A 20886-nucleotide genomic window follows, 5' to 3' on the forward strand; every position below is an offset into this window, starting at 1 on the left:
GCCGCACAACAGCAGCCCCCACCATGTAGGCGCCCACCCACCACCCCATGCCACCCTTGACCCATGCCCGAAGGAGACACCGTCTGGCAGGCGGCGAACCGCCTGCACACGGCCCTGGCCGGCCAAGTACTGACCCGCAGCGACCTCCGCGTCCCCAAGTTCGCCACGGCCGACCTCACCGGCCGCACCGTCCTGGACGTCACCCCGCGCGGCAAGCACCTCCTGACCCGCATCGAAGGCGGCCTGACCCTCCACTCGCACCTCAAGATGGACGGCTCCTGGAAGGTCTACGCGAACGGCAGGCGCTGGACCGGCGGCCCCGCCCACCAGATCCGCGCGATCCTCGGCAACGCCGACCGGACCGCCGTCGGCTACCGCCTCCCCGTCCTGGAACTCCTCCGGACGTCCGACGAGGACCGCGTCGTCGGCCACCTCGGCCCCGACCTCCTGGGCCCGGACTGGAACGCCGACCGCGCCCTCGCCAACCTCCTCGCCGACCCGGCCCGCCCCCTCGGCGAGGCCCTGCTCGACCAGCGCAACCTCGCCGGAATCGGCAATGTCTACAAGAGCGAGCTCTGCTTCCTGCTGGGCGTGACCCCCTGGCTCCCGGTGGGCGCGCTCCCCGCCGACCGCGCCGCCAAGCTCCCCGCTCTCGCCAAGAAGGTCCTGGAGGCCAACCGCGACCGCCCGGTCCGCACCACCACGGGCCGCCACGGCCACGACCTCTTCGTCTACGGCCGCGCCGGCACCCCCTGCCTCCGCTGCCGCACCCCCGTCCGCGTCGCCAACCAGGGCGACGGCTCCCGCGAACGCCCCACCTACTGGTGCCCGACGTGCCAGAAGGGACCCGCCCCGGGCACCACCTCACGTCCCCGAGCCCCACACCGTACGACCAATTGACGACCCGTCAGAAACCCTCGTACCGTCCCCCCATGACCGTCAGCGCGTACGACCTCTCCGGACGCACCGCCTTCGTCACCGGCGCCGCCGGCGGTATCGGCCGCGCCTCCGCGGTCCTGCTCGCCGAAGCGGGCGCCGGCGTGCACTGCGCCGACCGCGACGCACAGGGCCTGCACGAGACGGCGACCCTGATCAAGGACGCGGGCGGCACCGCCCGCACCCACCACCTCGACGTGACGGACCGGCATCAGCTCCGCGAGGCCATCGCCTCCTGCGGGCAGCTGGACGTCCTGGCCGCGATCGCCGGCATCATGCACAGCAGCCCGGTCCTGGACACGAAGGACGAGGATCTCGACCGCGTCCTGAACGTCAACTTCAAGGGAGTGCTGTACGCCTGCCAGGAGGCGGCCCGCCTCATGATCGCCCGAGGCACCCGGGGCAGCATCGTCACCATGGCCTCGGGCGCCGTCGACACCGGCGGCCCCGGCCTGCTCGCCTACGGCGCCGCCAAGGCGGCGGTCGTCCAGCTGACGAAGACCCTGGCGAACGAGGTCGGCCGGCACGGCATCCGGGTCAACGCCGTCGCCCCGGGCTGGATCCGCACGCCGATGACCGACCGCCACGGCGAGGACCAGGAGCGGACCGAGGCGCTGATGGCCCGTATGTCACCACTGGGCCGGGTAGGCCGGGCCCACGAGGTCGCCCATGCCGTGCTGTACCTGGCGTCCGACGCCGCGTCCTTCACGACGGGCCAGATCCTCCGTCCGAACGGCGGGGTCGCGATGCCGTGGTGACGGCGCCCGGGGCGGCCCGCATCGCCGTACCGTGCCAGGCCGCCCGCCAGCGCCCCACGGCGAGCGCACCGGCCGCCCGCGCCCTCGGCACACAGTGCACCGGCAGCAGGCTCAGCCCCCACCCTCCGGCGGCGACGGCACCCTCCAGCACCCCCGCGTCGGGGGCCAGCGCCAGTCGCAGCACGCCCCACCACCAGAGCGCGCCCAGCGTGAGGGCCACCCCCCACCGCGCTATCGGACGGCCCACGACCCCACCTCCAGCCCGCAGTCCCCGAAGCCCTCAGGGCACCCGCCAGAACCACAGCACCCGACGCTAGGCCCGGGCCGCGTCCGGCGGCAGGGCGCACCGAGGGCACACCGAGGCACTCCCAGCCGCCGCCTCACCCGTTCTCGGCCTGGAACATCCAGTGGTGCTTCTCCAGATCCGCCGTGATCCCGATGAACAGATCCTGGCTGACGGGGTCGGCGTCCCCGGTGGCGGCCACCCGCTCCCGCATCCGCCCGATCACCGCGCCCAGCGCGTCCACCAGCGCCCCCACCGCGTCCGTGTCCTTGACCCAGCCCTCGGACACCGCCCCGATGCCGCTGCCCGCCGCCACGGTGGCCGCACGCCCGTCGGGCGGCACACCCAGCGCGGAGGCCCGCTCGGCGACGGTGTCGGAGTGGGTGCGCGCGATGTCCACGACCTCGTCGAGTTGCAGATGCACGGACCGGAACCGGGGCCCGACCACGTTCCAGTGGATCTGCTTCGCCACGAGGGCGAGGTCCACCAGATCGACGAGGGCCCCTTGCAGGGCCTCGGCCACGGTCTTCAGGTCCGCGTCGGACAACGGGCTCTTCACGACGTACATGCGCATGCTCCGATTCCTGTACGGCTACACGGCCCCGAGCCCCGTCCGTCCCACGATGCACGAAAGCCCCGGCCGACGCCTCTCCAGATGTTCGGAGAGGCCCGGTCGGGGCTTCGCGCACTTCGCAGAGTGCTTTGCACTTCTCAGTGCATCGTCAGCTCGTCCTCGAGCGGAACCCAAGGACGTACGCGCGTGACGCTCAGGCGGCGACGACGTCCACTGCCTCGGCGGGTGCCTTGATGGTCACCCGTTCCGGTGGCACACCGGTCACCGACACCGAACCCAGCATCGGACGTACCGGCGTGGGTACGGGCTCGCTGGGGGTGGCCGCAGCGGACTGGGCCAGCTCGGCGAGGGCGAGCTCGTCGCTCACTTCCCGCATCAGTTCGGACATCCGTACGTCCAGCGCGTCGCAGATGGCGGAGAGCAGTTCGGAGGAAGCCTCCTTCTGCCCCCGCTCCACCTCGGAGAGATAGCCGAGTGAAACTCGGGCGGACGAGGAGACTTCGCGCAGAGTACGGCCCTGGCGTTGGCGCTGCCGACGCAGCACGTCACCCAGCAGGCGACGGAGCAGAATCATCGGTGGCTCCCTCCTCGGACCGCGTAGCCGCATCCTTCACGCCCCACCGTACCGCCTTGCGCCGCGGCCGTGCGGGGAGCGATGTCGTGTTCACTCAGGGCTGCAAACATCAAAACCCCCCGTTCCGTTCCGTATCCTGTGCCCGCTCATTCCCGGTCTGTTCGCCCGCAAGCTCCTGAAGGAGCAGTGCGAGTACGCTCCGTACACTCTCCATACGAATTTCCGCGCGGTCGCCGTTCAACCGCAGTGAGGCGACTTTCCCGCCATCCGAGAGGCCCGGACCGGGTCCGTCGACCGCCACGTAGACCGTTCCGACGGGCTTTCCGTCCTGTTCCTCCGGTCCTGCGACTCCCGTGGTCGCGATGCCCCAGTCGGCACCGAGCGCCTTGCGCACGCCGACCGCCATCTGGGCCGCGACCTGCGGATCCACCGCTCCGCGCGCCGCCAGCAGGCCGGCGTCGACACCGAGCAGTTCATGCTTCAGTTCGGTGGCGTAAGCCGTCACCGAGCCGCGGAAGGCCTGGGAGGCCCCGGGCGCCGCTGTGATTTCCGCCGCAACCAGTCCACCGGTGAGAGACTCGGCGACCGCGAGCGTCTCGCCCCTCACCGTCAGTAGTCGCACCACTTCAGTGGCCGGGGAATTCACGCTTCCGACTCCTCCAACGCCGCCTCGCGCTCGGCGATTCCCTGCCTGCGCAGCACAATGGCCTGTCTCACATAGTCGAGTCCGGTCGCCACGGTCAGGACGACCGCCACAGCCATCACCCAGAATCTCGCGGTCGCCAGCCACCCCGTCAGCGCCAGGATGTACATGCCGACCGCGATGCCCTGCGCGAGGGTCTTGAGCTTGCCGCCGCGGCTCGCCGGGATGACGCCGTAGCGGATGACGATGAAACGCAGCAGCGTGATCCCGAGTTCCCGGCCGAGGATGACGGCGGTCACCCACCACGGCAGGTCGCCGAGCGCGGAGAGACAGATCAGCGCCGCCCCCATGATCGCCTTGTCGGCGATGGGGTCGGCGATCTTCCCGAAGTCGGTGACGAGGTTGTAGGTGCGGGCCAGGTGACCGTCGAAGAGGTCGGTGATCATGGCAACGGAGAAGGCGGCCCAGGCGAACGAGCGCCACGCGGGGTCGTGTCCGCCGGCGGCCAGCATCAGCGCGACGAACCCCGGCACCAGCAGCAGCCGGATCATGGTCAGGATGTTGGCGATGTTCCAGAGGCTGGCCTCGTTGACGGCCGCGGCCACGATCTTGCCGCTCCGCGGGGACTTGGCACCGGAGCCGGCGTCGGACGCACCCGCCTGGGAGCGGCCCGCAGCGGATGCCGGTACTCCGGTCATCTGCCCGCCTCCTCACTACACGCGAGCGAGTCCGTCACCGGCTCGGCCACCAGGTCGACACCCTCGGTGCCGACCACCTTCGCCTCGACGATACGGCCGACACCGAGCCCTTCGCCGCTCGTGAGCAGCACCTGGCCGTCCGTCTCCGGCGCCTGGTGCGCACCGCGCCCGTACACGCCCTCCTCGTCCACGGACTCCACCAGCACGTGCACGGTCTCGCCCACGCGCTCCTCGGCCCGCTGCGAGACGAGTTCCTCGGCGAGCCGGGAGACACGCGCCAGCCGCTCGGCGACGACGTCCTCGTCGAGCTTGTTGTCGTACGTGGCCGCCTCCGTGCCCTCCTCGTCGGAGTAACCGAAGACGCCGATGGCGTCCAGGCGCGCGCCTGTGAGGAAACGCTCCAGCTCGGCGAGGTCGGCCTCGCTCTCGCCGGGGAAGCCGACGATGAAGTTGGAGCGCACGCCCGCCTGCGGGGCCTTGCTCCGGATGGTGTCGAGCAGCTCCAGGAAGCGGTCGGTGTCGCCGAAGCGGCGCATCGCGCGCAGCACGTCGGGCGCGGAGTGCTGGAAGGACAGGTCGAAGTACGGCGCGACCTTCGGCGTCGACGTCAGCACGTCGATGAGGCCGGGGCGCATCTCGGCCGGCTGGAGGTAGCTGACGCGCACCCGCTCGATGCCGTCGACCTCGGCGAGCTCGGGCAGCAGGGACTCCAGCAGGCGGATGTCGCCCAGGTCCTTGCCGTAGGAGGTGTTGTTCTCGGAGACCAGCATGATCTCCTTGACGCCCTGCTCGGCCAGCCAGCGGGTCTCGTTGAGCACGTCCGAGGGGCGCCGCGAGATGAACGAGCCGCGGAAGGAAGGGATGGCGCAGAACGTGCAGCGCCGGTCGCAGCCGGAGGCGAGCTTCACCGAGGCGACCGGGGAGCCGTCCAGACGGCGGCGCAGGGGCGCACGGGGGCCGGAGGACGGGGCGAGCCCCTCCGGCAGATCCGCCGGGCCGTGCCCGGGCAGCGCCACCTCGGCCGCCGACTCCTGGCGCTCGGCCGGGCTGATCGGCAGCAGCTTGCGCCGGTCGCGCGGGGTGTGGGCGGCGTGGATGCCGCCGGACAGGATGGTCTGCAGGCGGTCGGAGATGTCGGCGTAGTCGTCGAAGCCGAGCACGCCGTCGGCCTCGGGAAGGGCCTCGGCGAGGTCCTTGCCGTACCGCTCGGCCATGCAGCCCACCGCCACGACGGCCTGGGTTCTGCCATGTCCCTTGAGGTCGTTGGCCTCCAGGAGGGCGTCGACGGAGTCCTTCTTGGCGGCGTCGACGAAGCCGCAGGTGTTGACGACGGCGACGTCCGCGTCGGCGGCGTCCTCCACGAGGTCCCAGCCGTCCGCCTCCAAGCGGCCTGCGAGCTCCTCCGAGTCCACCTCGTTGCGGGCGCAGCCAAGAGTGACGAGTGCGACGGTACGGCGTTCAGGCATGGGCTCAAGACTACTTTGTCCCACCGACAACGAACGTCGACGGGGTTGGTGAAGATCACCAACCCCGTCGAGCACGCATCGAGCACGCGTCTGGCCTCAGCCGACCTGCGGGTCGCCCTTCGTGTACGTCAGGCGCTCCACGGCTCCGGGCGCCCAGTCGTCGTCGATCTTCTTGCCGTTCACATACAGCTTGATCGCCCCGGCGTCACCGAGGACGAGGTTGATCTTCTCGCTGTCCTGGAAGGTCTTCGACTCGCCCTGCTGGAGCAGGCCGTCGTACAGCAGCCGGCCGTTGTGGTCCTTGGCGGAGATCCAGCTCTTGCCATCGGGGGCGCTGACCTTGACGGTCACCTTGTCCTGGGGGGCCGCCGCGATGGCGCTGTCGGACGGGTCCGGCTTCGGCGACTCGGGCTTCTCGCTCTTCGGGGTGGGTGTGGCGGACTTGCCGGCGGAGGGCGAGGCACCGTCGGCGACCGCCGCCCCGGCGCCCTCGTCGCCGCCCTTGAACGCGGTGAACCCGACGAACCCGATCACGGCCACGATCGCGGCGACCATGGCCGCGGTCCAGTTGGGCCCGCGGCGCTCGGGACGGATGCGTTCCGCCTCGAACAGGGGGGCCGCCGGGGTCGGCGCCGGACGGCCGCCGTGGTCGGCGTCGTACTGGGCGAGGAGGGGGGCCGGGTCGAGGCGTACGGCCTTGGCCAGGGTCCGGATGTGGCCTCGGGCGTAGACGTCGCCGCCGCAGGGGGCGAAGTCGTCCGCTTCGATGGCATGCACGATGGCGATACGGACCCGGGTGGCGTTGCTGACGTCGTCGACGGTCAGCCCGGCCGCGATACGTGCCTGCTTCAGGGCACGGCCGACGGAGATTCGGGCTTCCTCACGGTCGTCTTCGAACGGACGCTCGTCTTCAGGGGAGTTGCCGATGGACACGGGGGCGCCTTTCGAGCGTTTTAGCCACCTGTGCTGGAGGTTCAGTCTAGGGGGGGTGCGAAAGGGTGGGGCAACCGGGCGGTGGGACTTTGTACGCCATCGGTATGGCCGGACACGCCGATGGTGGAGCAGCAGCTTTTCGCTTCCCTCAACTTGACGTACGCCGAAGGGAAACGGTTGCTCAATGATCCCTTACGGGTGAGTCACGATCGAACACCCATCGGCGGCCCGCCCGCCCGCGAGGTGACCCTTGCGCCCCGTTTCCGGAGGTGACGTCCCCTTAAGCCTCCCCGCGGATCACCGCGAGCACGCCATCCAGCTCATCAGCCTTCACAAGAACGTCACGAGCCTTGGATCCCTCGCTCGGCCCGACGATCCCGCGCGACTCCATCAGGTCCATGAGGCGCCCCGCCTTGGCGAACCCGACCCGCAGCTTGCGCTGGAGCATCGACGTCGAGCCGAACTGCGTGGAGACCACCAGCTCGGCCGCCTGGCACAGCAGGTCCAGGTCGTCGCCGATCTCCTCGTCGATCTCCTTCTTCTGCTTGGTGCCCACGGTGACGTCGTCCCGGAAGACGGGCGCCATCTGGTCCTTGCAGTGCTGGACGACGGCCGCGACCTCGTCCTCGGTGACGAAGGCGCCCTGCATACGGGTGGGCTTGTTCGCGCCCATCGGCAGGAAGAGACCGTCGCCCTTGCCGATCAGCTTCTCCGCGCCCGGCTGGTCGAGGATGACGCGGGAGTCGGCGAGGGACGAGGTGGCGAAGGCGAGCCGCGAGGGCACATTGGCCTTGATCAGACCGGTGACGACGTCGACCGACGGCCGCTGCGTGGCGAGCACCAGGTGGATGCCGGCCGCGCGCGCGAGCTGCGTGATGCGCACGATCGAGTCCTCGACGTCACGCGGCGCGACCATCATGAGGTCGGCGAGCTCGTCGACGATCACCAGCAGGTACGGGTAGGTCTTCAGCTCCCGCTCGCTGCCTTCCGGAGTCTTGAGCTTGCCCTCTCGGATGGCCTGGTTGAAGTCGTCGATGTGCCGGTACCCGAACGCCGCCAGGTCGTCGTAGCGCAGATCCATCTCCCGTACGACCCACTGGAGCGCCTCGGCGGCCCGCTTGGGGTTGGTGATGATCGGCGTGATCAGGTGCGGAATGCCCTCGTAGGCGGTCAGCTCGACGCGCTTGGGGTCCACCAGGACCATCCGCACGTCCTCGGGGGTCGCGCGGACCATGATGGAAGTGATCAAGCAGTTAATGCACGACGACTTACCGGAACCGGTGGCTCCGGCGACGAGCACGTGCGGCATCTTCGCGAGGTTGGCCATCACATAGCCGCCCTCGACGTCCTTGCCGAGCGCCACCAGCATCGGATGGTCGTCCTCGGCCGCCGCGGCCAGCCGCAGTACGTCACCGAGGTTGACCATCTCGCGGTCGGTGTTCGGGATCTCGATGCCGACCGCGGACTTGCCGGGGATCGGCGAGATGATCCGTACGTCGGGACTGGCGACGGCGTACGCGATGTTCTTGGTCAGCGCGGTGATCCGCTCGACCTTCACGGCGGGGCCGAGCTCGACCTCGTAGCGGGTGACCGTGGGCCCGCGCGTGAAGCCGGTGACGGCCGCGTCGACCTTGAACTCCATGAAGACGTTCTGCAGCGAGGCGACGACCGCGTCGTTGGCGGCGCTGCGCGTCTTGCCGGGTCCGCCGCGCTCCAGCAGGTCGAGGGAGGGCAGGGAGTACGTGATGTCGCCGGACAGCTGAAGCTGCTCGGCGCGCGGCGGCAGGTCGGCGGGCGCCTCGGGCGCGGGCTTGGTGAGGTCCGCGACCTCGACCTTCAGCTTCTCCTGCTTGGGACGCGCGGCGGGCGACGGCACAGGGCTCGGAGAGGGCACCGGCGTGGGCGTGGGCGTGGTGTCCTCGCGGTCCCCGACGCTGACCCCCTGGGTGAGGTCGGCGACGATCGGCGACGGCGGCATCCCGTGCAGCACGGCGCCGTCGAGCGCGGCAGCGGCGGCCGCGGCGACGTCCACGGCGTCCATCTGCCGGTCCATGTCGGGCTGGGGCACCGCGGAGCGCCTGGGACGGCCACGACGCCGCGAGAGGGCCTCCTGCTCGGCACCGTCGGGGTCGTACGCCTCGGGCGCCGAAGCGCGCTTACGCGCGCGTGGGGGCAGCGCCTCGCGCCACTGCTCGTCGTAGCGCTCGTCGTCCGCGGAGAACTCGTCGAACTCGTCCACGGCCGGGTCGTGCACCACCCCGAGCCGCACGCCGAGCTCCCGCAGCCGTCGCGGAATGGCGTTGACCGGCGTGGCCGTGACGACGAGCAGCCCGAAGACGGTGAGCAGCACGAGCAGCGGTACGGCGAGGACCTCGCCCATGGTGTACGTCAGCGGAGTCGCCGCGCCCCAGCCGATGAGCCCGCCGGCGTCCCTTATGGCCTGCATGCCGTCGCTGCGGGCGGGCGCGCCGCACGCGATGTGGACCTGCCCGAGCACACCGATGACGAGCGCGGACAGGCCGATGACGATCCGACCGTTGGCCTCGGGCTGCTCGGGGTGCCGGATGAAGCGCGCGGCGATGACCGCGAGCAGTATCGGCACGAGCAGGTCCAGGCGCCCGAAGGCGCCGGTCACGATGATCTCGACGAGGTCGCCGACCGGACCGCGCAGGTTCGACCAGGTGCCGGCCGCGCAGATCAGCGCGAGGCCGAGCAGCAGCAGCGCGACGCCGTCCTTGCGGTGCGCCGGGTCGAGGTTCTTCGCGCCGTTCCCTATGCCGCGGAACACCGCGCCCACGGCGTGCGCCAGACCCAGCCAGACGGCGCGCACGAGCCGGTAGATGCCGCCGGTCGGGCTCGGCGCCGGCCTCGGAGGCGGCGCGGCCTTCTTCGCCGCGGCCTTCCTGGCGGGCGCCTTCTTCGCCGGAGCCTTCTTCGCGGCGGCCTTCTTCGCCGGAGCCGCCGCCTTCTTCGCGGGCTGCTTCTTGGCAGCGGAGGGACGTGAGGCCATAGAGGTGAGGTTACCGGTGGAGGCGACAACGGACACGTGTGGCGGGTGCTTCACCCGTTCGTGTCGCCTTTGCGAGGACGGGAAACTGACGTGTGCTCACGCACAACTGGGCCGCGCCCGGGCCTCAGTTCTGGGAGGTCACCGACGACGTGCTTCCGGCACCCGGCTCCAGCGCGTCCAGCGCCCGCCGCAGCCCGGTCAGTTTGCGTTCGAGATGCGCCGCCGTGGCGACGGCCGCCGCGTCCGCCGATTCGTCGTCGAGCTGCTTGGACAGCGCCTCGGCCTGCTCCTCGACCGCGGCGAGCCGCGCGGACAGCTCGGCGAGCAGTCCCGCCGGCTCCTTCGACTCGCCGACCGCCGGGGCCTTGCCGCCGGTGCCGCCCTCCAACTGGAGCCGCAGCAGCGCCGCCTGCTCCCGCAGCTGGCAGTTCTTCATGTAGAGCTCGACGAAAACGGAGACCTTCGCGCGCAGCACCCAGGGGTCGAAGGGCTTGGAGATGTAGTCGACCGCACCGGCCGCGTAACCACGGAACGTGTGGTGCGGGCCGTGGTTGATCGCGGTGAGGAAGATGATCGGGATGTCCCGGGTGCGCTCCCGCCGCTTGATGTGCGCGGCGGTCTCGAAGCCGTCCATGCCCGGCATCTGGACGTCCAGCAGAATGACCGCGAAGTCGTCAGTGAGCAGCGCTTTGAGCGCTTCCTCCCCGCTCGATGCCCGCACCAGTGTCTGATCGAGCGCGGAGAGGATGGCCTCCAGCGCCAGCAGATTCTCCGGCCGGTCATCGACCAGGAGGATCTTGGCCTTCTGCACCATGGCCCGCCCTCCTCGCCCCGGATGTGCACCGGGCGCCGCCCCTGAGGACGACTCCCTTTCGCCGCCCGTCCTTGTGCCGGTCATGGTAGCCGCACCCCGCCCGTCGCCACACCCTGTCACCGCGATGTCACTGTGCACGTAGCAGAAACGCAAGCGGGGACCAGAAGGTTCCCCGAATCCCGTACTTCTACACGGCTTCGAGCACACTGAGTCAGCAACTCCGCGTGAACACAGAAGGTTCCCCCAGCATCCCCGCGAAGCCCGCCCCGTCCGGTCACGCGACCCTCACGCGACCCCGTCACGCACCCCTCACGATTCCCACACCACTTCCACGCCCCACGGCCCCGCGCGGCCCTGCTTGACGCGGCCCGGCACACCCTCCGCACCGGCCCTGCCTGACACGGCCCGGCACACCCTCCGCACCAACCGCGCCACACGACGCCCTCCGGACCGACCGCGCCACACGACGCCCTCCGGACCGACCGCGCCACGCGACCCCGTACGCCCTCCGCACCGGCCGCGGCGCGCGGCGTCACGCGCCCCGCATCCACTGCTCCATGACCGCCAGCAGGTGATCGGGGTCGACCGGCTTGGTCACGTAGTCGGAGGCGCCCGACTCGATCGCCTTCTCCCGGTCGCCCTTCATCGCCTTCGCGGTCAGCGCGATGATCGGCAGGCCCGCGAACTGCGGCATCCTGCGGATCGCCGTCGTCGTCGCGTACCCGTCCATCTCCGGCATCATGATGTCCATGAGCACGACCGTGACGTCGTCGTGCTGCTCCAGGACCTCGATGCCCTCGCGGCCGTTCTCGGCGTACAGCACGGACAGCCCGTGCTGTTCCAGCACGCTGGTGAGCGCGAAGACGTTGCGGATGTCGTCGTCGACGATGAGCACCTTCTCGCCGCCGAACCGGATACCGCGCCGCACCTCCGTCGCCTGGTTCTGCTCGGTCGCCGACCACTGCTGCTCAGGCCGCTGCTCGAGCTCCGGCAGGGTCCGGCGGCGGCGCCTGAACAGTGCGGCGGCCCCGTTCTGCGTCTCCTGGTACGACCGCACCTCGGCCGGCGTCTCGACCTCCACCTCGGACAGCCCGTTGCTCTCCGAGGCGAGCAGCTCACCGGCCTCCAGCGCGGGCATGGGCTGCTGGTAGCCCTGCGGCGGCAGTTCGCTCGGGTGCAGCGGCAAATACAGCGTGAACGTCGAGCCGCGCCCGGGCTCGCTCTGGGCGTGGATCTCGCCGCCGAGCAGCTGGGCGATCTCCCGCGAGATGGACAGCCCGAGGCCCGTACCGCCGTACTTGCGGCTGGTCGTGCCGTCCGCCTGCTTGAACGCCTCGAAGATCACCCGCATCTTGCTGGCCGCGATCCCGATCCCGGTGTCGGTGACGGAGAACGCGATCAGACCGGCGTCCGGGTCGCGCAGCGAACCGGTCTCCAGGAGCTGCTCGCGGATCTGCATCGGCACGTCCGCGCCGGCCGGCCGGATCACCAGCTCGACCGAGCCCGAGTCGGTGAACTTCACCGCGTTGGACAGCAGGTTGCGCAGCACCTGGAGGAGGCGCTGCTCGTCGGTGTGCAGCGTGGCGGGCAGCTCCGGCGACACCCGTACGGACAGGTCCAGGCCCTTCTCCGCGGTCAGCGGCCGGAACGTGGCCTCCACGTAGTCGACGAGCTGGACCAGCGCGATGCGGGTCGGCGAGACGTCCATCTTGCCCGCCTCGACCTTCGACAGGTCGAGGATGTCGTTGATGAGCTGGAGCAGGTCGGAGCCGGCCCCGTGGATGGTCTCGGCGAACTCCACCTGCTTCGGGGTGAGGTTGGAGTCCGCGTTGTCGGCGAGCAGCTTGGCGAGGATCAGCAGCGAGTTGAGCGGCGTGCGCAGCTCGTGCGACATGTTGGCGAGGAACTCGCTCTTATACCGCATGGAGACGGCGAGTTGCTCGGCGCGCTCCTCGAGGACCTGCCGCGCCTCCTCGATCTCGGTGTTCTTGACCTCGATGTCGCGGTTCTGCTGGGCCAGCAGCTCGGCCTTCTCCTCCAGTTCGGCGTTGGACGCCTGGAGGGCCTTCTGCCGGTTCTCCAACTCGGCCGACCGCTCACGGAGTTGCTCGGTCAGCTCCTGCGACTGCTTCAGCAGCACCTCGGTCTTGGTGTTGACGGAGATGGTGTTGACGCTGGTCGCGATCATCTCGGCGATCTGGTTGAGGAAATCCTTCTGGATCTGCGTGAAGGGAGTGAAGGAGGCCAGCTCGATCACACCGAGCACCTGGCCCTCGAACAGCACCGGAAGGACGATCACTTGCGCCGGAGGCGCCTCACCGAGCCCCGAGGAGATCTTCAGATAGCCGCTGGGCGCGTTCTCCACGAGGATCGTGCGCTTCTCCTGCGCGGCCGTCCCGATGAGCGCCTCACCCGGCCGGAAGGACGTCGGCATGGACCCCATGGAGTAGCCGTACGAGCCGAGCATGCGCAGTTCGTACGGGTCCTCCTGGTCGGCGCCCGCGTCCTTGCCGTCGACGAGCGGCATCGCGAGGAAGAACGCGCCGTGCTGCGCGGAGACGACCGGCGTCAGCTCGCTCATGATCAGCGAGGCGACGTCCGCGAGGTCGCGGCGGCCCTGCATCAGCGCGGAGATACGGGCCAGGTTGCCCTTGAGCCAGTCCTGCTCCTTGTTGGCGATCGTGGTGTCGCGCAGGTTGGCGATCATCTTGTTGATGTAGTCCTGGAGTTCCTGGATCTCCCCGGAGGCGTCCACGTCGATCTTCAGGTTCAGGTCGCCTCGGGTCACCGCGGTCGCCACGCGCGCGATGGCACGCACCTGCCGGGTCAGGTTCCCGGCCATCTCGTTCACGGACTCGGTGAGGTCCCGCCAGGTGCCGTCGACGTCACGCACGCGCGCCTGGCCGCCGAGCTGTCCTTCGGTGCCCACCTCGCGGGCGACTCGGGTGACCTCCTCGGCGAAGGAGGAGAGCTGGTCGACCATCGTGTTGATGGTCGTCTTCAGCTCCAGGATCTCGCCGCGCGCGTCGATGTCGATCTTCTTCGTCAGGTCGCCCTTGGCGATGGCCGTGGTCACCATGGCGATGTTCCGCACCTGACCGGTCAGGTTGGACGCCATCTGGTTCACGGACTCGGTGAGGTCCTTCCAGGTACCGGCCACACCGGGCACCCGCGCCTGTCCGCCGAGGATGCCGTCCGTACCCACCTCGCGGGCCACCTTGGTGACCTGGTCGGCGAACGAACTCAGCGTCTTCACCATGGTGTTGAAGGTGTCGGCGAGCTGCGCGACCTCACCGCGCGCCTCGATCGTCACCGTCCGTGTCAGGTCGCCGTTGGCGACCGCGGACGCCACCTGGGAGATGTTCCGCACCTGCATGGTCAGGTTGTTGGCCATCAGGTTCACGTTGTCGCTGAGGTCCTTCCAGATGCCGACGACACCCGGCACATGGGCCTGACCGCCCAGGATGCCCTCGGTGCCCACCTCGCGGGCCACCCGGGTCACCTGCTCGGCGAAGGACGACAGCTGGTCCACCATCGTGTTGACGGTGCTGACGAGTTCGAGGATCTCGCCCTTGGCGTCGACGGTGATCTTCTTCGACAGGTCGCCCTTGGCGACCGCGGTCGTGACCTCGGCGATGTTGCGCACCTGAATCGTCAGGTTGTTCGCCATGAAGTTCACGGACTGCGTGAGGTCCTTCCAGGTGCCGGAGACCCCCTGCACCTCGGCCTGGCCGCCGAGGATGCCCTCGGTGCCCACCTCGCGCGCCACGCGCGTGACCTCTTCGGCGAAGGACGACAGCTGGTCGACCATCGTGTTCAGGGTGTTCTTCAGCTCCAGGATCTCGCCGCGCGCGTCCACGGTGATCTTCTGGGACAGGTCACCCCGGGCCACCGCGGTGGCGACCTGGGCGATGTTGCGCACCTGGCCGGTCAGGTTGGACGCCATGCCGTTCACGGAGTCCGTCAGGTCCCGCCACACACCCGCGACGCCGGGCACCTGCGCCTGCCCGCCGAGGCGGCCCTCGGTGCCCACCTCACGGGCCACCCGGGTCACCTGCTCGGCGAAGGCGGACAGCTGGTCGACCATCGTGTTGATGGTGTTCTTCAGCTCCAGGATCTCGCCGCGCGCGTCGACGTCGATCTTCTGGGACAGGTCACCCTGGGCCACCGCGGTCGTCACCTGGGCGATCTGCCGCACCTGCGAGGTGAGGTTGCCACCCATGAAGTTGACGGAGTCGGTGAGCTCCTTCCACGTACCCGAGACACCCGGTACGACGGCCTGACCTCCCAGGCGGCCCTCGGTGCCCACGTCCCGGGCCATCCGCGTCACCTGGTCGGCGAAGGCCGACAGCTGGTCCACCATCGTGTTCACGGTGTTCTTCAGCTGGAGCATCTCGCCGGAGACGTCGACGGTGACCTTCTGCGACAGGTCGCCGTTGGCCACGGCCGTCGTCACCTGAGCGATGTTCCTCACCTGTCCGGTGAGGTTCCGGAACGCCGTGTTGACGGAGTCGGTGAGGTCCTTCCAGGTGCCGGCCGCCCCGGGCACCTGCGCCTGCCCGCCCAGCTCACCCTCGACACCGACCTCACGCGCCACCCGCGTGACCTCGGCACCGAACGCCGACAGCTGGTCCACCATCCCGTTGACGGTGTTCTTCAGCTCCAGCATCTCGCCGGCCACGTCGACGGTGACCTTCTGCGACAGGTCACCGCTGGCGACGGCCGTCGTCACGGCGGCGATGTCCCGCACCTGGATGGTCAGGTTCCGGAAGACCGTGTTCACCGAATCGGTGAGGTCCTTCCACGTCCCCGCCGCACCCGGCACGTTCGCCTGCCCGCCGAGCTGCCCCTCGCCACCGACCTCGTTGGCCACGCGCGTGACCTCGTCAGCGAAGATCCGCAGCGTCTCGGTCATCTGGTTGATCGTGTCCGCGAGCTGGGCGACCTCGCCCCGTGCCGACACGGTCACCTTCTGCGACAGATCACCGCTCGCCACAGCGGTCGTCACCTGGGCGATCCCGCGCACCTGGGCCGTCAGATTGCCGGCCATCAGGTTCACCGAATCGGTGAGGTCCTTCCACACACCGGCCACACCGGGCACCTGCGCCTGCCCGCCGAGCTCGCCCTCGACGCCGACCTCGCGCGCGACGCGGGTCACCTCGGAGGAGAAGGACGACAGCTGGTCCACCATCGTGTTGACGGTGTTCTTCAGCTCCAGCATCTCGCCGGCGACATGAACGGTGACCTTGCGCGACAGATCACCCTTGGCCACGGCCGTCGTCACCAGCGCGATGTCCCGCACCTGAGCCGTCAGCCGGTACGCCATGGTGTTGACCGAATCCGTGAGGTCCTTCCACGAACCCGACATCCCGCGCACCTTGGCCTGCCCGCCCAGCTTGCCCTCGGTGCCCACCTCACTGGCCACGCGCGTGACCTCGTCGGTGAACGTCGACAGCTGGTCGACCAGATTGTTGACGGTCCGGCCGACCTTCAGGAACTCCCCGCGCAGCGGATGCCCGCTCCCGTCCGGCGCCTGCGTCCGCAGCTCCATACGCGGCGACAGATCACCCTCCGCGACCGCGGAGAGCACCCGGCCGACCTCGGAGACGGGCCGTACGAGATCGTCGACCAGGGCGTTGGAGGCGTCGATGGCCGTCAGCCACGACCCCTCACAGGCGCCGATTTCCAGCCGTTCTGTGAGCTTGCCCTCACGGCCCACCATCCGCCGCACCCGGGACAGCTCACCCGTGAGATGCAGATTACGGTCGGCCACCTCGTTGTAAACCGCCGCGATCTCGGACAACACGCCGTCACCGGACACCGTGAGCCGCTTGCGGAAGTTCCCGTCCCGCATCGACACCAGGGCCGCCAGCAGTCGGTTCAGGGCGGCCGTGTCCACCGCGGTGGTCCCGCCGCGCGGTTTGCGCTGGTTGTTCAGGGACTGTCCGCCTTTCGCGCGCGTCTTAGTGCCCCGCGTCGCTGCGCCAGACTCCACTGTGTCCCTCCCGCAGGGGTCGACCGTTACTGCTGTGCTCCGGTACTACTGACCGACGTACCGGCTGATGCCGCTGTGTACCCGTGCCGGATATACCAGGCCGCACCACGGGCTGCTGCCCACTCGCGGCAGATGACACCCGGCCTGCCCGGACCTTCACAAGAAGCTTGCCCAGTGTTTCACCCTGGCTGAACCCGGCCATAACAGTTCGGCAGCTTCGCACATCGTCCGCACACCCTCCGGCGGATACAAAACACTGGTGACCGGCATCCGCATGGACGGGGAAGGTAAGTAACCTTGCATGCGGCTGTCCAGCCGCGCCGGTCCGTCCGGCCTGGGCGGTGGCACGAGCACGAGCGGGCATCGGAGGGGCGGCCGCACAACATGACCACCGGACTGATCCCGGGGGGACATCCCCCGGACCGCCGGCCGACGGACGGCCTGCCGCACCAGCGGCACGAGCCGGTCGGCCACGGAGCCCTGCATGCCGACAACCGGACGAGGAGTTCAGTGATCACCGCGCGCGCGGCCGCCAGCTTCGAGCCCGTCGGGCGATCGGTCGCGAGCGCCCGCTCCTTCGTCCGCGACACGCTCCAGGGCTGGGGTTTCGCGGACATCGTCGACGACGCGGTGGTCCTCACCAGCGAACTGGTGACGAACGCCGTGGTGCACGCGGGCACCGCCGCGGACGTCCTGTGTCTACGCAGCGACGACGGCGTACGGATCGAGGTCGCCGACCGCTATCCCGAACGCGAGATCCCCCTCCAGGGCCACCCCGCCACCATGGGCAGCCCCGACCGCGAGGGCGGCCGCGGACTCCAGCTGTGCGCGGCCCTGGCCGCCCGCTGGGGCGTCGACTACACGCCCACCCACAAGCAGGTCTGGTTCCAGCTCGACCTCCCCGAGCGCCCGGTGGGCACCCGCGCCGCCGGCCCGTCCCTCCCCGCGGACCTCCTCCCCCTCGCCGACGGCCGCGTCCGCGTGGCGGTCGTCCAGATCGACCGTACGGCGGCCATCACGGCCTGGAACGAGGACGCGGAGGAACTCTTCGGCTACCCGGCCGACCAGGTCACCGGCAAGCCCCTGACCGACCTGGCGGCCTGGCCGCACACCCCGGGCACCAGCACCGGCATCGCCGAGGCCCTCCAACTCTCGCGCTGGGAAGGCAGTTACGGCATCCGCGGCGCCAACGGCCGCGTCACACCGGTGTACGCCTCCCACCTCCGCGTCCGCGACACCGGCGGCGAGCCCTCCACGGTCTGCCTTCTGGTCCGCGACCACGAACGCGCGGTCCTCCAGACCCCGTTGCGCATCCCGGCGTCCGACGCCTCGGCCACCGGCGACGGCCAGAGCGCCGACCCCTTCGAGGTGTTCATCGGCTCCCCGGCCCCGGACGACCTCGACGGCCTCCTCCAGCGCACGGTGGAGCGCGCCCGCGACATGCTCGACGGCGACTCCGCCTTCCTGCTCCTCGCGACCGACGACGAAACGGAGTTGGAGGTCCGCGCCTCCACCGGCCTCCCCTCCGCCCGCCAGCGCTTCGCACGCGTGCCCGTCGAAGCGGGCCCCGGCCGCTACGGCTCGGCACGCATGCCGGCCGTCCACGACGACCTGTCGGCGGTCCCGGGCGCGGTCCCCCTCCTCAGCGGCACCGGCATGCGCTCGGTCGTCACGGTCCCCCTGAAGGTCGAGGGCCGCCTCACCGGCTCCCTGGGCGTCGCCGCCGAGGCCCCCGGCAGATACTCGAACGAAGAGGCCCTGCGCCTCCAATTCGCCGCCGACCGCATCGCGTTGGCAGTGGAATCGGCCCGCCTCGGCGAACTGGAGCGCCTGCGCCGAGGCTCTCTCAGCTTCCTGGTCGAGGCCTCAGACCTCCTCGCCGGCACCCTGGACCGCGACCAGACGCTGGCCCTGATGGCCCAGATGACGGTCCCGACCCTCGCCACCTGGTGCGCCGTCTACACGATCGCCGACCAGGCCTCGGAACCGTACTTGTCGTACGTCCTCCATGAGGACGAGGAACTCATCGACGGCATCAAGTCGTTGCTCTCGAAGATCTCCCCGCCCGACCCGGTCCCCACCCCGGGCGCCCGCGTCTGGTCGGCCCCCGCCGAGGCGGCCCACCAGGCGGCCCTGCGCACCTCCATGCGCAGCCTCGGCCTGGGCGAGCCGATCGGCCGCCTCAGCACCGGCATCGGCCCCACCCTGGCCACGGCATCGGCGGTGGGCGGCGAAACAGTGGTCCTCCCCCTGGTGGCGCGCAACCGCGTCATCGGCATGCTGACCCTCGGCAAGCCCACCGACGAACACTTCCGCCAGGAAATCCTGGAACTGGCCGAGGACTTGAGCCGCAGAGCCGCCCTCGCCCTCGACAACGCCCGCCTCTACTCCGAGCGCACCGCCATCAGCCAGTCCCTCCAGCGCAGCCTCCTGCCCCCCGAGCAGCCCGCGATCGAGGGCATCGAGGTCGAGGTCATCTACCGGGCGGCCGGCGAGGGCAACGAGGTCGGGGGTGACTTCTACGACGTCTTCCCCATCCGCGACGGCGTCTACGGCTTCGCCATCGGCGACGTCTGCGGTACGGGCCCCCACGCGGCGGCGGTGACGGGCCTCGCCCGGCACGCCCTGCGCCTGCTCGCCAGGGAGGGCCTGTCGGGCCCGGCGGTCCTGGAGCGCCTCAACTCCGCGATCCTCGACGAGGGCGCCCGCAGCCGCTTCCTGACCCTCCTCTACGGCGAGATGCGCCCCCAGGAGGACGGCAGCGCCGAGATGAAGGTCGTCTGCGCCGGCCACCCCCTCCCGCTCCGCCTCCGCCAGGACGGCACGGTCGAACCGGCCGCCGAGCCGCAGCCCCTCCTGGGCGTCATCGAGGACCTGGAGCTGTACGAGCAGTCGGTCACCCTGGACCCGGGCGACGTTCTCCTCTGTGTCACGGACGGCGTCACCGAACGCCGCGAGGGCACCCGCATGCTGGGCGACGACGGCCTCACCGACGTCCTCACCACCTGCACGGGCCTGACGGCCGGCGCGGTCGCGGCCCGCGTCATGCGCGCGGTCGAGCGCTTCGCCTCGGACGCCCCGTCCGACGACATGGCGATCCTGGCCATGCGCATCCCGGGCCTGCACAAGGACTGAGAGAGCACGAAAAAGGCCCCGCCCGAATGGGCGGGGCCTTTTGGCTGGAGCCCCCTAACGGAATCGAACCGTTGACCTTCTCCTTACCATGGAGACGCTCTGCCGACTGAGCTAAGGGGGCCTGTTGCTTTTTCGAGGTTTCCCTCGCGGCAACGGAATAGATCATAGCCCGAACAGACCCGTGCCTCCAAACCCGATCAGAAGGCGGCCTGAAGCAGCCCGCCGAGCGCATTGCAGGCACCCACGACCCGCTGCATGTCCCGCTTGGTGAGTGAGGCGTCGACGGGCAGAGCCAGCGTCTCGTCCGCCGCCAACTCGGTCTCCCGCAAGGACACACACCGCCGGAACTCGGGCAGCCGGTGCACAGGAGTCTTCACCGGCACCCGGCACTCAACTCCCCGCCCACGCAAGGCCCGGGCAAAAGCGTCCCGATCGGGCCGCCCGTTCCCCGGGACCCGCACGACGTACTGCTGATAGGTGTGCCCGTCCCCGCCATCAGGGGTCCACACGCCCTTCAACTTCCCATCCAGATAGGCAGCCCGCTCCCGCCGCTGAGCCACCTCGTCGTACGGCGCCTCGGACTCCCCCTGCTCCAGCACGAGCAGTCCGTGCCGCTGCCCGACGCCGTGCAGCGCCGCTATGTCGGCACGCCGCCCAAACCGGTGTACGACAACCACGGCCGCCGTCCGAGGAGTTACGGCCGCCTCGACGGCAGCCACGTCAAGGCAGTACGTGACCGGATCTATGTCGGCGAACACCGGAATCGCACCGGTCAGCACGACGGCCTCGGCGACCTCGACGTTCCCGAAGGCCGGTACGACGACCTCGTCACCGACTCCGACGCCGGCGGCCCTGAGCATTGCAGCAGTACCCATGCTGCGGATGCTCCTTGCGCAACGTGAACTTCAAGTGACGCAGAACAAAAAAGGGTTGGACCCCGAACCGAAGTTCAGGATCCAACCCTTTGAAGAATTGTTCGGCGGCGTCCTACTCTCCCACAGGGTCCCCCCTGCAGTACCATCGGCGCTGTAAGGCTTAGCTTCCGGGTTCGGAATGTAACCGGGCGT

14 protein-coding genes, 1 tRNA gene and 1 rRNA gene are annotated in these 20886 nt (G+C 69.9%); 3 read left to right on the forward strand and 13 right to left on the reverse strand.

What is annotated here, in order from left to right; all coding sequences use genetic code 11:
* Positions 1-63: 63 nt before the first annotated feature.
* Positions 64-900 (forward strand): Fpg/Nei family DNA glycosylase, encoded by an 837-nt coding sequence (locus tag ACFUO4_RS10560; protein ID WP_383482152.1) that lies wholly within the window; start codon positions 64-66, stop codon positions 898-900.
* 32 nt (positions 901-932) lie between these two features.
* The gene (locus ACFUO4_RS10565; RefSeq protein WP_383482155.1) at positions 933-1694 is read left to right on the forward strand and encodes an SDR family NAD(P)-dependent oxidoreductase; all 762 of its coding nucleotides are present in this window, start codon (positions 933-935) and stop codon (positions 1692-1694) included.
* Here the strand turns inward: ACFUO4_RS10565 and ACFUO4_RS10570 are convergent.
* The 10 genes from ACFUO4_RS10570 to ACFUO4_RS10615 form a co-directional block, all read right to left on the reverse strand.
* The gene (locus tag ACFUO4_RS10570) at positions 1642-1941 is read right to left on the reverse strand and encodes a hypothetical protein (RefSeq protein ID WP_383482158.1); all 300 of its coding nucleotides are present in this window, start codon (positions 1939-1941) and stop codon (positions 1642-1644) included. The genes ACFUO4_RS10565 and ACFUO4_RS10570 overlap by 53 nt on opposite strands.
* A 133-nt stretch (positions 1942-2074) precedes the next feature.
* On the reverse strand, positions 2075-2545 hold the full coding sequence (locus ACFUO4_RS10575) for a Dps family protein (protein WP_079312308.1): 471 nt from the start codon (positions 2543-2545) through the stop codon (positions 2075-2077).
* Between the two features lie 199 nt (positions 2546-2744).
* Positions 2745-3125, reverse strand: coding sequence for a helix-turn-helix domain-containing protein (locus tag ACFUO4_RS10580; RefSeq protein ID WP_003993396.1), 381 nt, complete (start codon positions 3123-3125; stop codon positions 2745-2747).
* 109 nt (positions 3126-3234) lie between these two features.
* Positions 3235-3771: a CinA family protein gene (locus ACFUO4_RS10585; protein ID WP_079312296.1), complete on the reverse strand. Its 537-nt coding sequence runs from the start codon at positions 3769-3771 to the stop codon at positions 3235-3237.
* Positions 3768-4466, reverse strand: a complete 699-nt coding sequence (pgsA, locus tag ACFUO4_RS10590; RefSeq protein ID WP_383482161.1) for a CDP-diacylglycerol--glycerol-3-phosphate 3-phosphatidyltransferase — start codon at positions 4464-4466, stop codon at positions 3768-3770. The genes ACFUO4_RS10585 and pgsA overlap by 4 nt, the downstream gene beginning before the upstream one ends.
* A complete protein-coding gene (gene rimO / locus ACFUO4_RS10595; protein WP_383482164.1) occupies positions 4463-5932 on the reverse strand; it encodes a 30S ribosomal protein S12 methylthiotransferase RimO in 1470 nt (489 codons plus the stop codon). Before rimO ends, pgsA begins: the two co-directional genes overlap by 4 nt.
* A gap of 96 nt (positions 5933-6028) precedes the next feature.
* Positions 6029-6865 carry a helix-turn-helix domain-containing protein gene (locus ACFUO4_RS10600; RefSeq protein WP_079312302.1) on the reverse strand — a complete coding sequence of 279 codons (837 nt, stop codon included), beginning with the start codon at positions 6863-6865 and terminating at the stop codon, positions 6029-6031.
* A 280-nt stretch (positions 6866-7145) separates the two neighbouring features.
* Entirely contained in the window at positions 7146-9875 is a 2730-nt protein-coding gene (locus ACFUO4_RS10605; RefSeq protein WP_079312304.1) for a DNA translocase FtsK, read from the reverse strand.
* A 124-nt stretch (positions 9876-9999) separates the two neighbouring features.
* Positions 10000-10689: a two-component system response regulator gene (locus tag ACFUO4_RS10610; protein WP_079312306.1), complete on the reverse strand. Its 690-nt coding sequence runs from the start codon at positions 10687-10689 to the stop codon at positions 10000-10002.
* A gap of 532 nt (positions 10690-11221) precedes the next feature.
* Positions 11222-16684, reverse strand: a complete 5463-nt coding sequence (locus ACFUO4_RS10615; protein ID WP_383482169.1) for a HAMP domain-containing protein — start codon at positions 16682-16684, stop codon at positions 11222-11224.
* Positions 16685-17068: 384 nt separating this feature from the next.
* Between ACFUO4_RS10615 and ACFUO4_RS10620 the strand changes: the two genes are divergently transcribed.
* Positions 17069-19819, forward strand: coding sequence for a SpoIIE family protein phosphatase (locus ACFUO4_RS10620; RefSeq protein WP_079313027.1), 2751 nt, complete (start codon positions 17069-17071; stop codon positions 19817-19819).
* Positions 19820-19864: 45 nt separating this feature from the next.
* Here the strand turns inward: ACFUO4_RS10620 and ACFUO4_RS10625 are convergent.
* The 3 genes from ACFUO4_RS10625 to rrf all read right to left on the reverse strand — a co-directional run.
* Positions 19865-19940: transfer RNA gene (locus ACFUO4_RS10625), tRNA-Thr, on the reverse strand.
* Between the two features lie 76 nt (positions 19941-20016).
* Positions 20017-20679, reverse strand: a complete 663-nt coding sequence (locus tag ACFUO4_RS10630; RefSeq protein ID WP_079313029.1) for a DegT/DnrJ/EryC1/StrS family aminotransferase — start codon at positions 20677-20679, stop codon at positions 20017-20019.
* Between the two features lie 114 nt (positions 20680-20793).
* A 5S ribosomal RNA gene (rrf, locus tag ACFUO4_RS10635) occupies positions 20794-20886 on the reverse strand; the annotation flags it as partial.

The organism is Streptomyces sp. NPDC057280 (genome assembly GCF_042668605.1).
Lineage (GTDB): Bacteria > Actinomycetota > Actinomycetes > Streptomycetales > Streptomycetaceae > Streptomyces.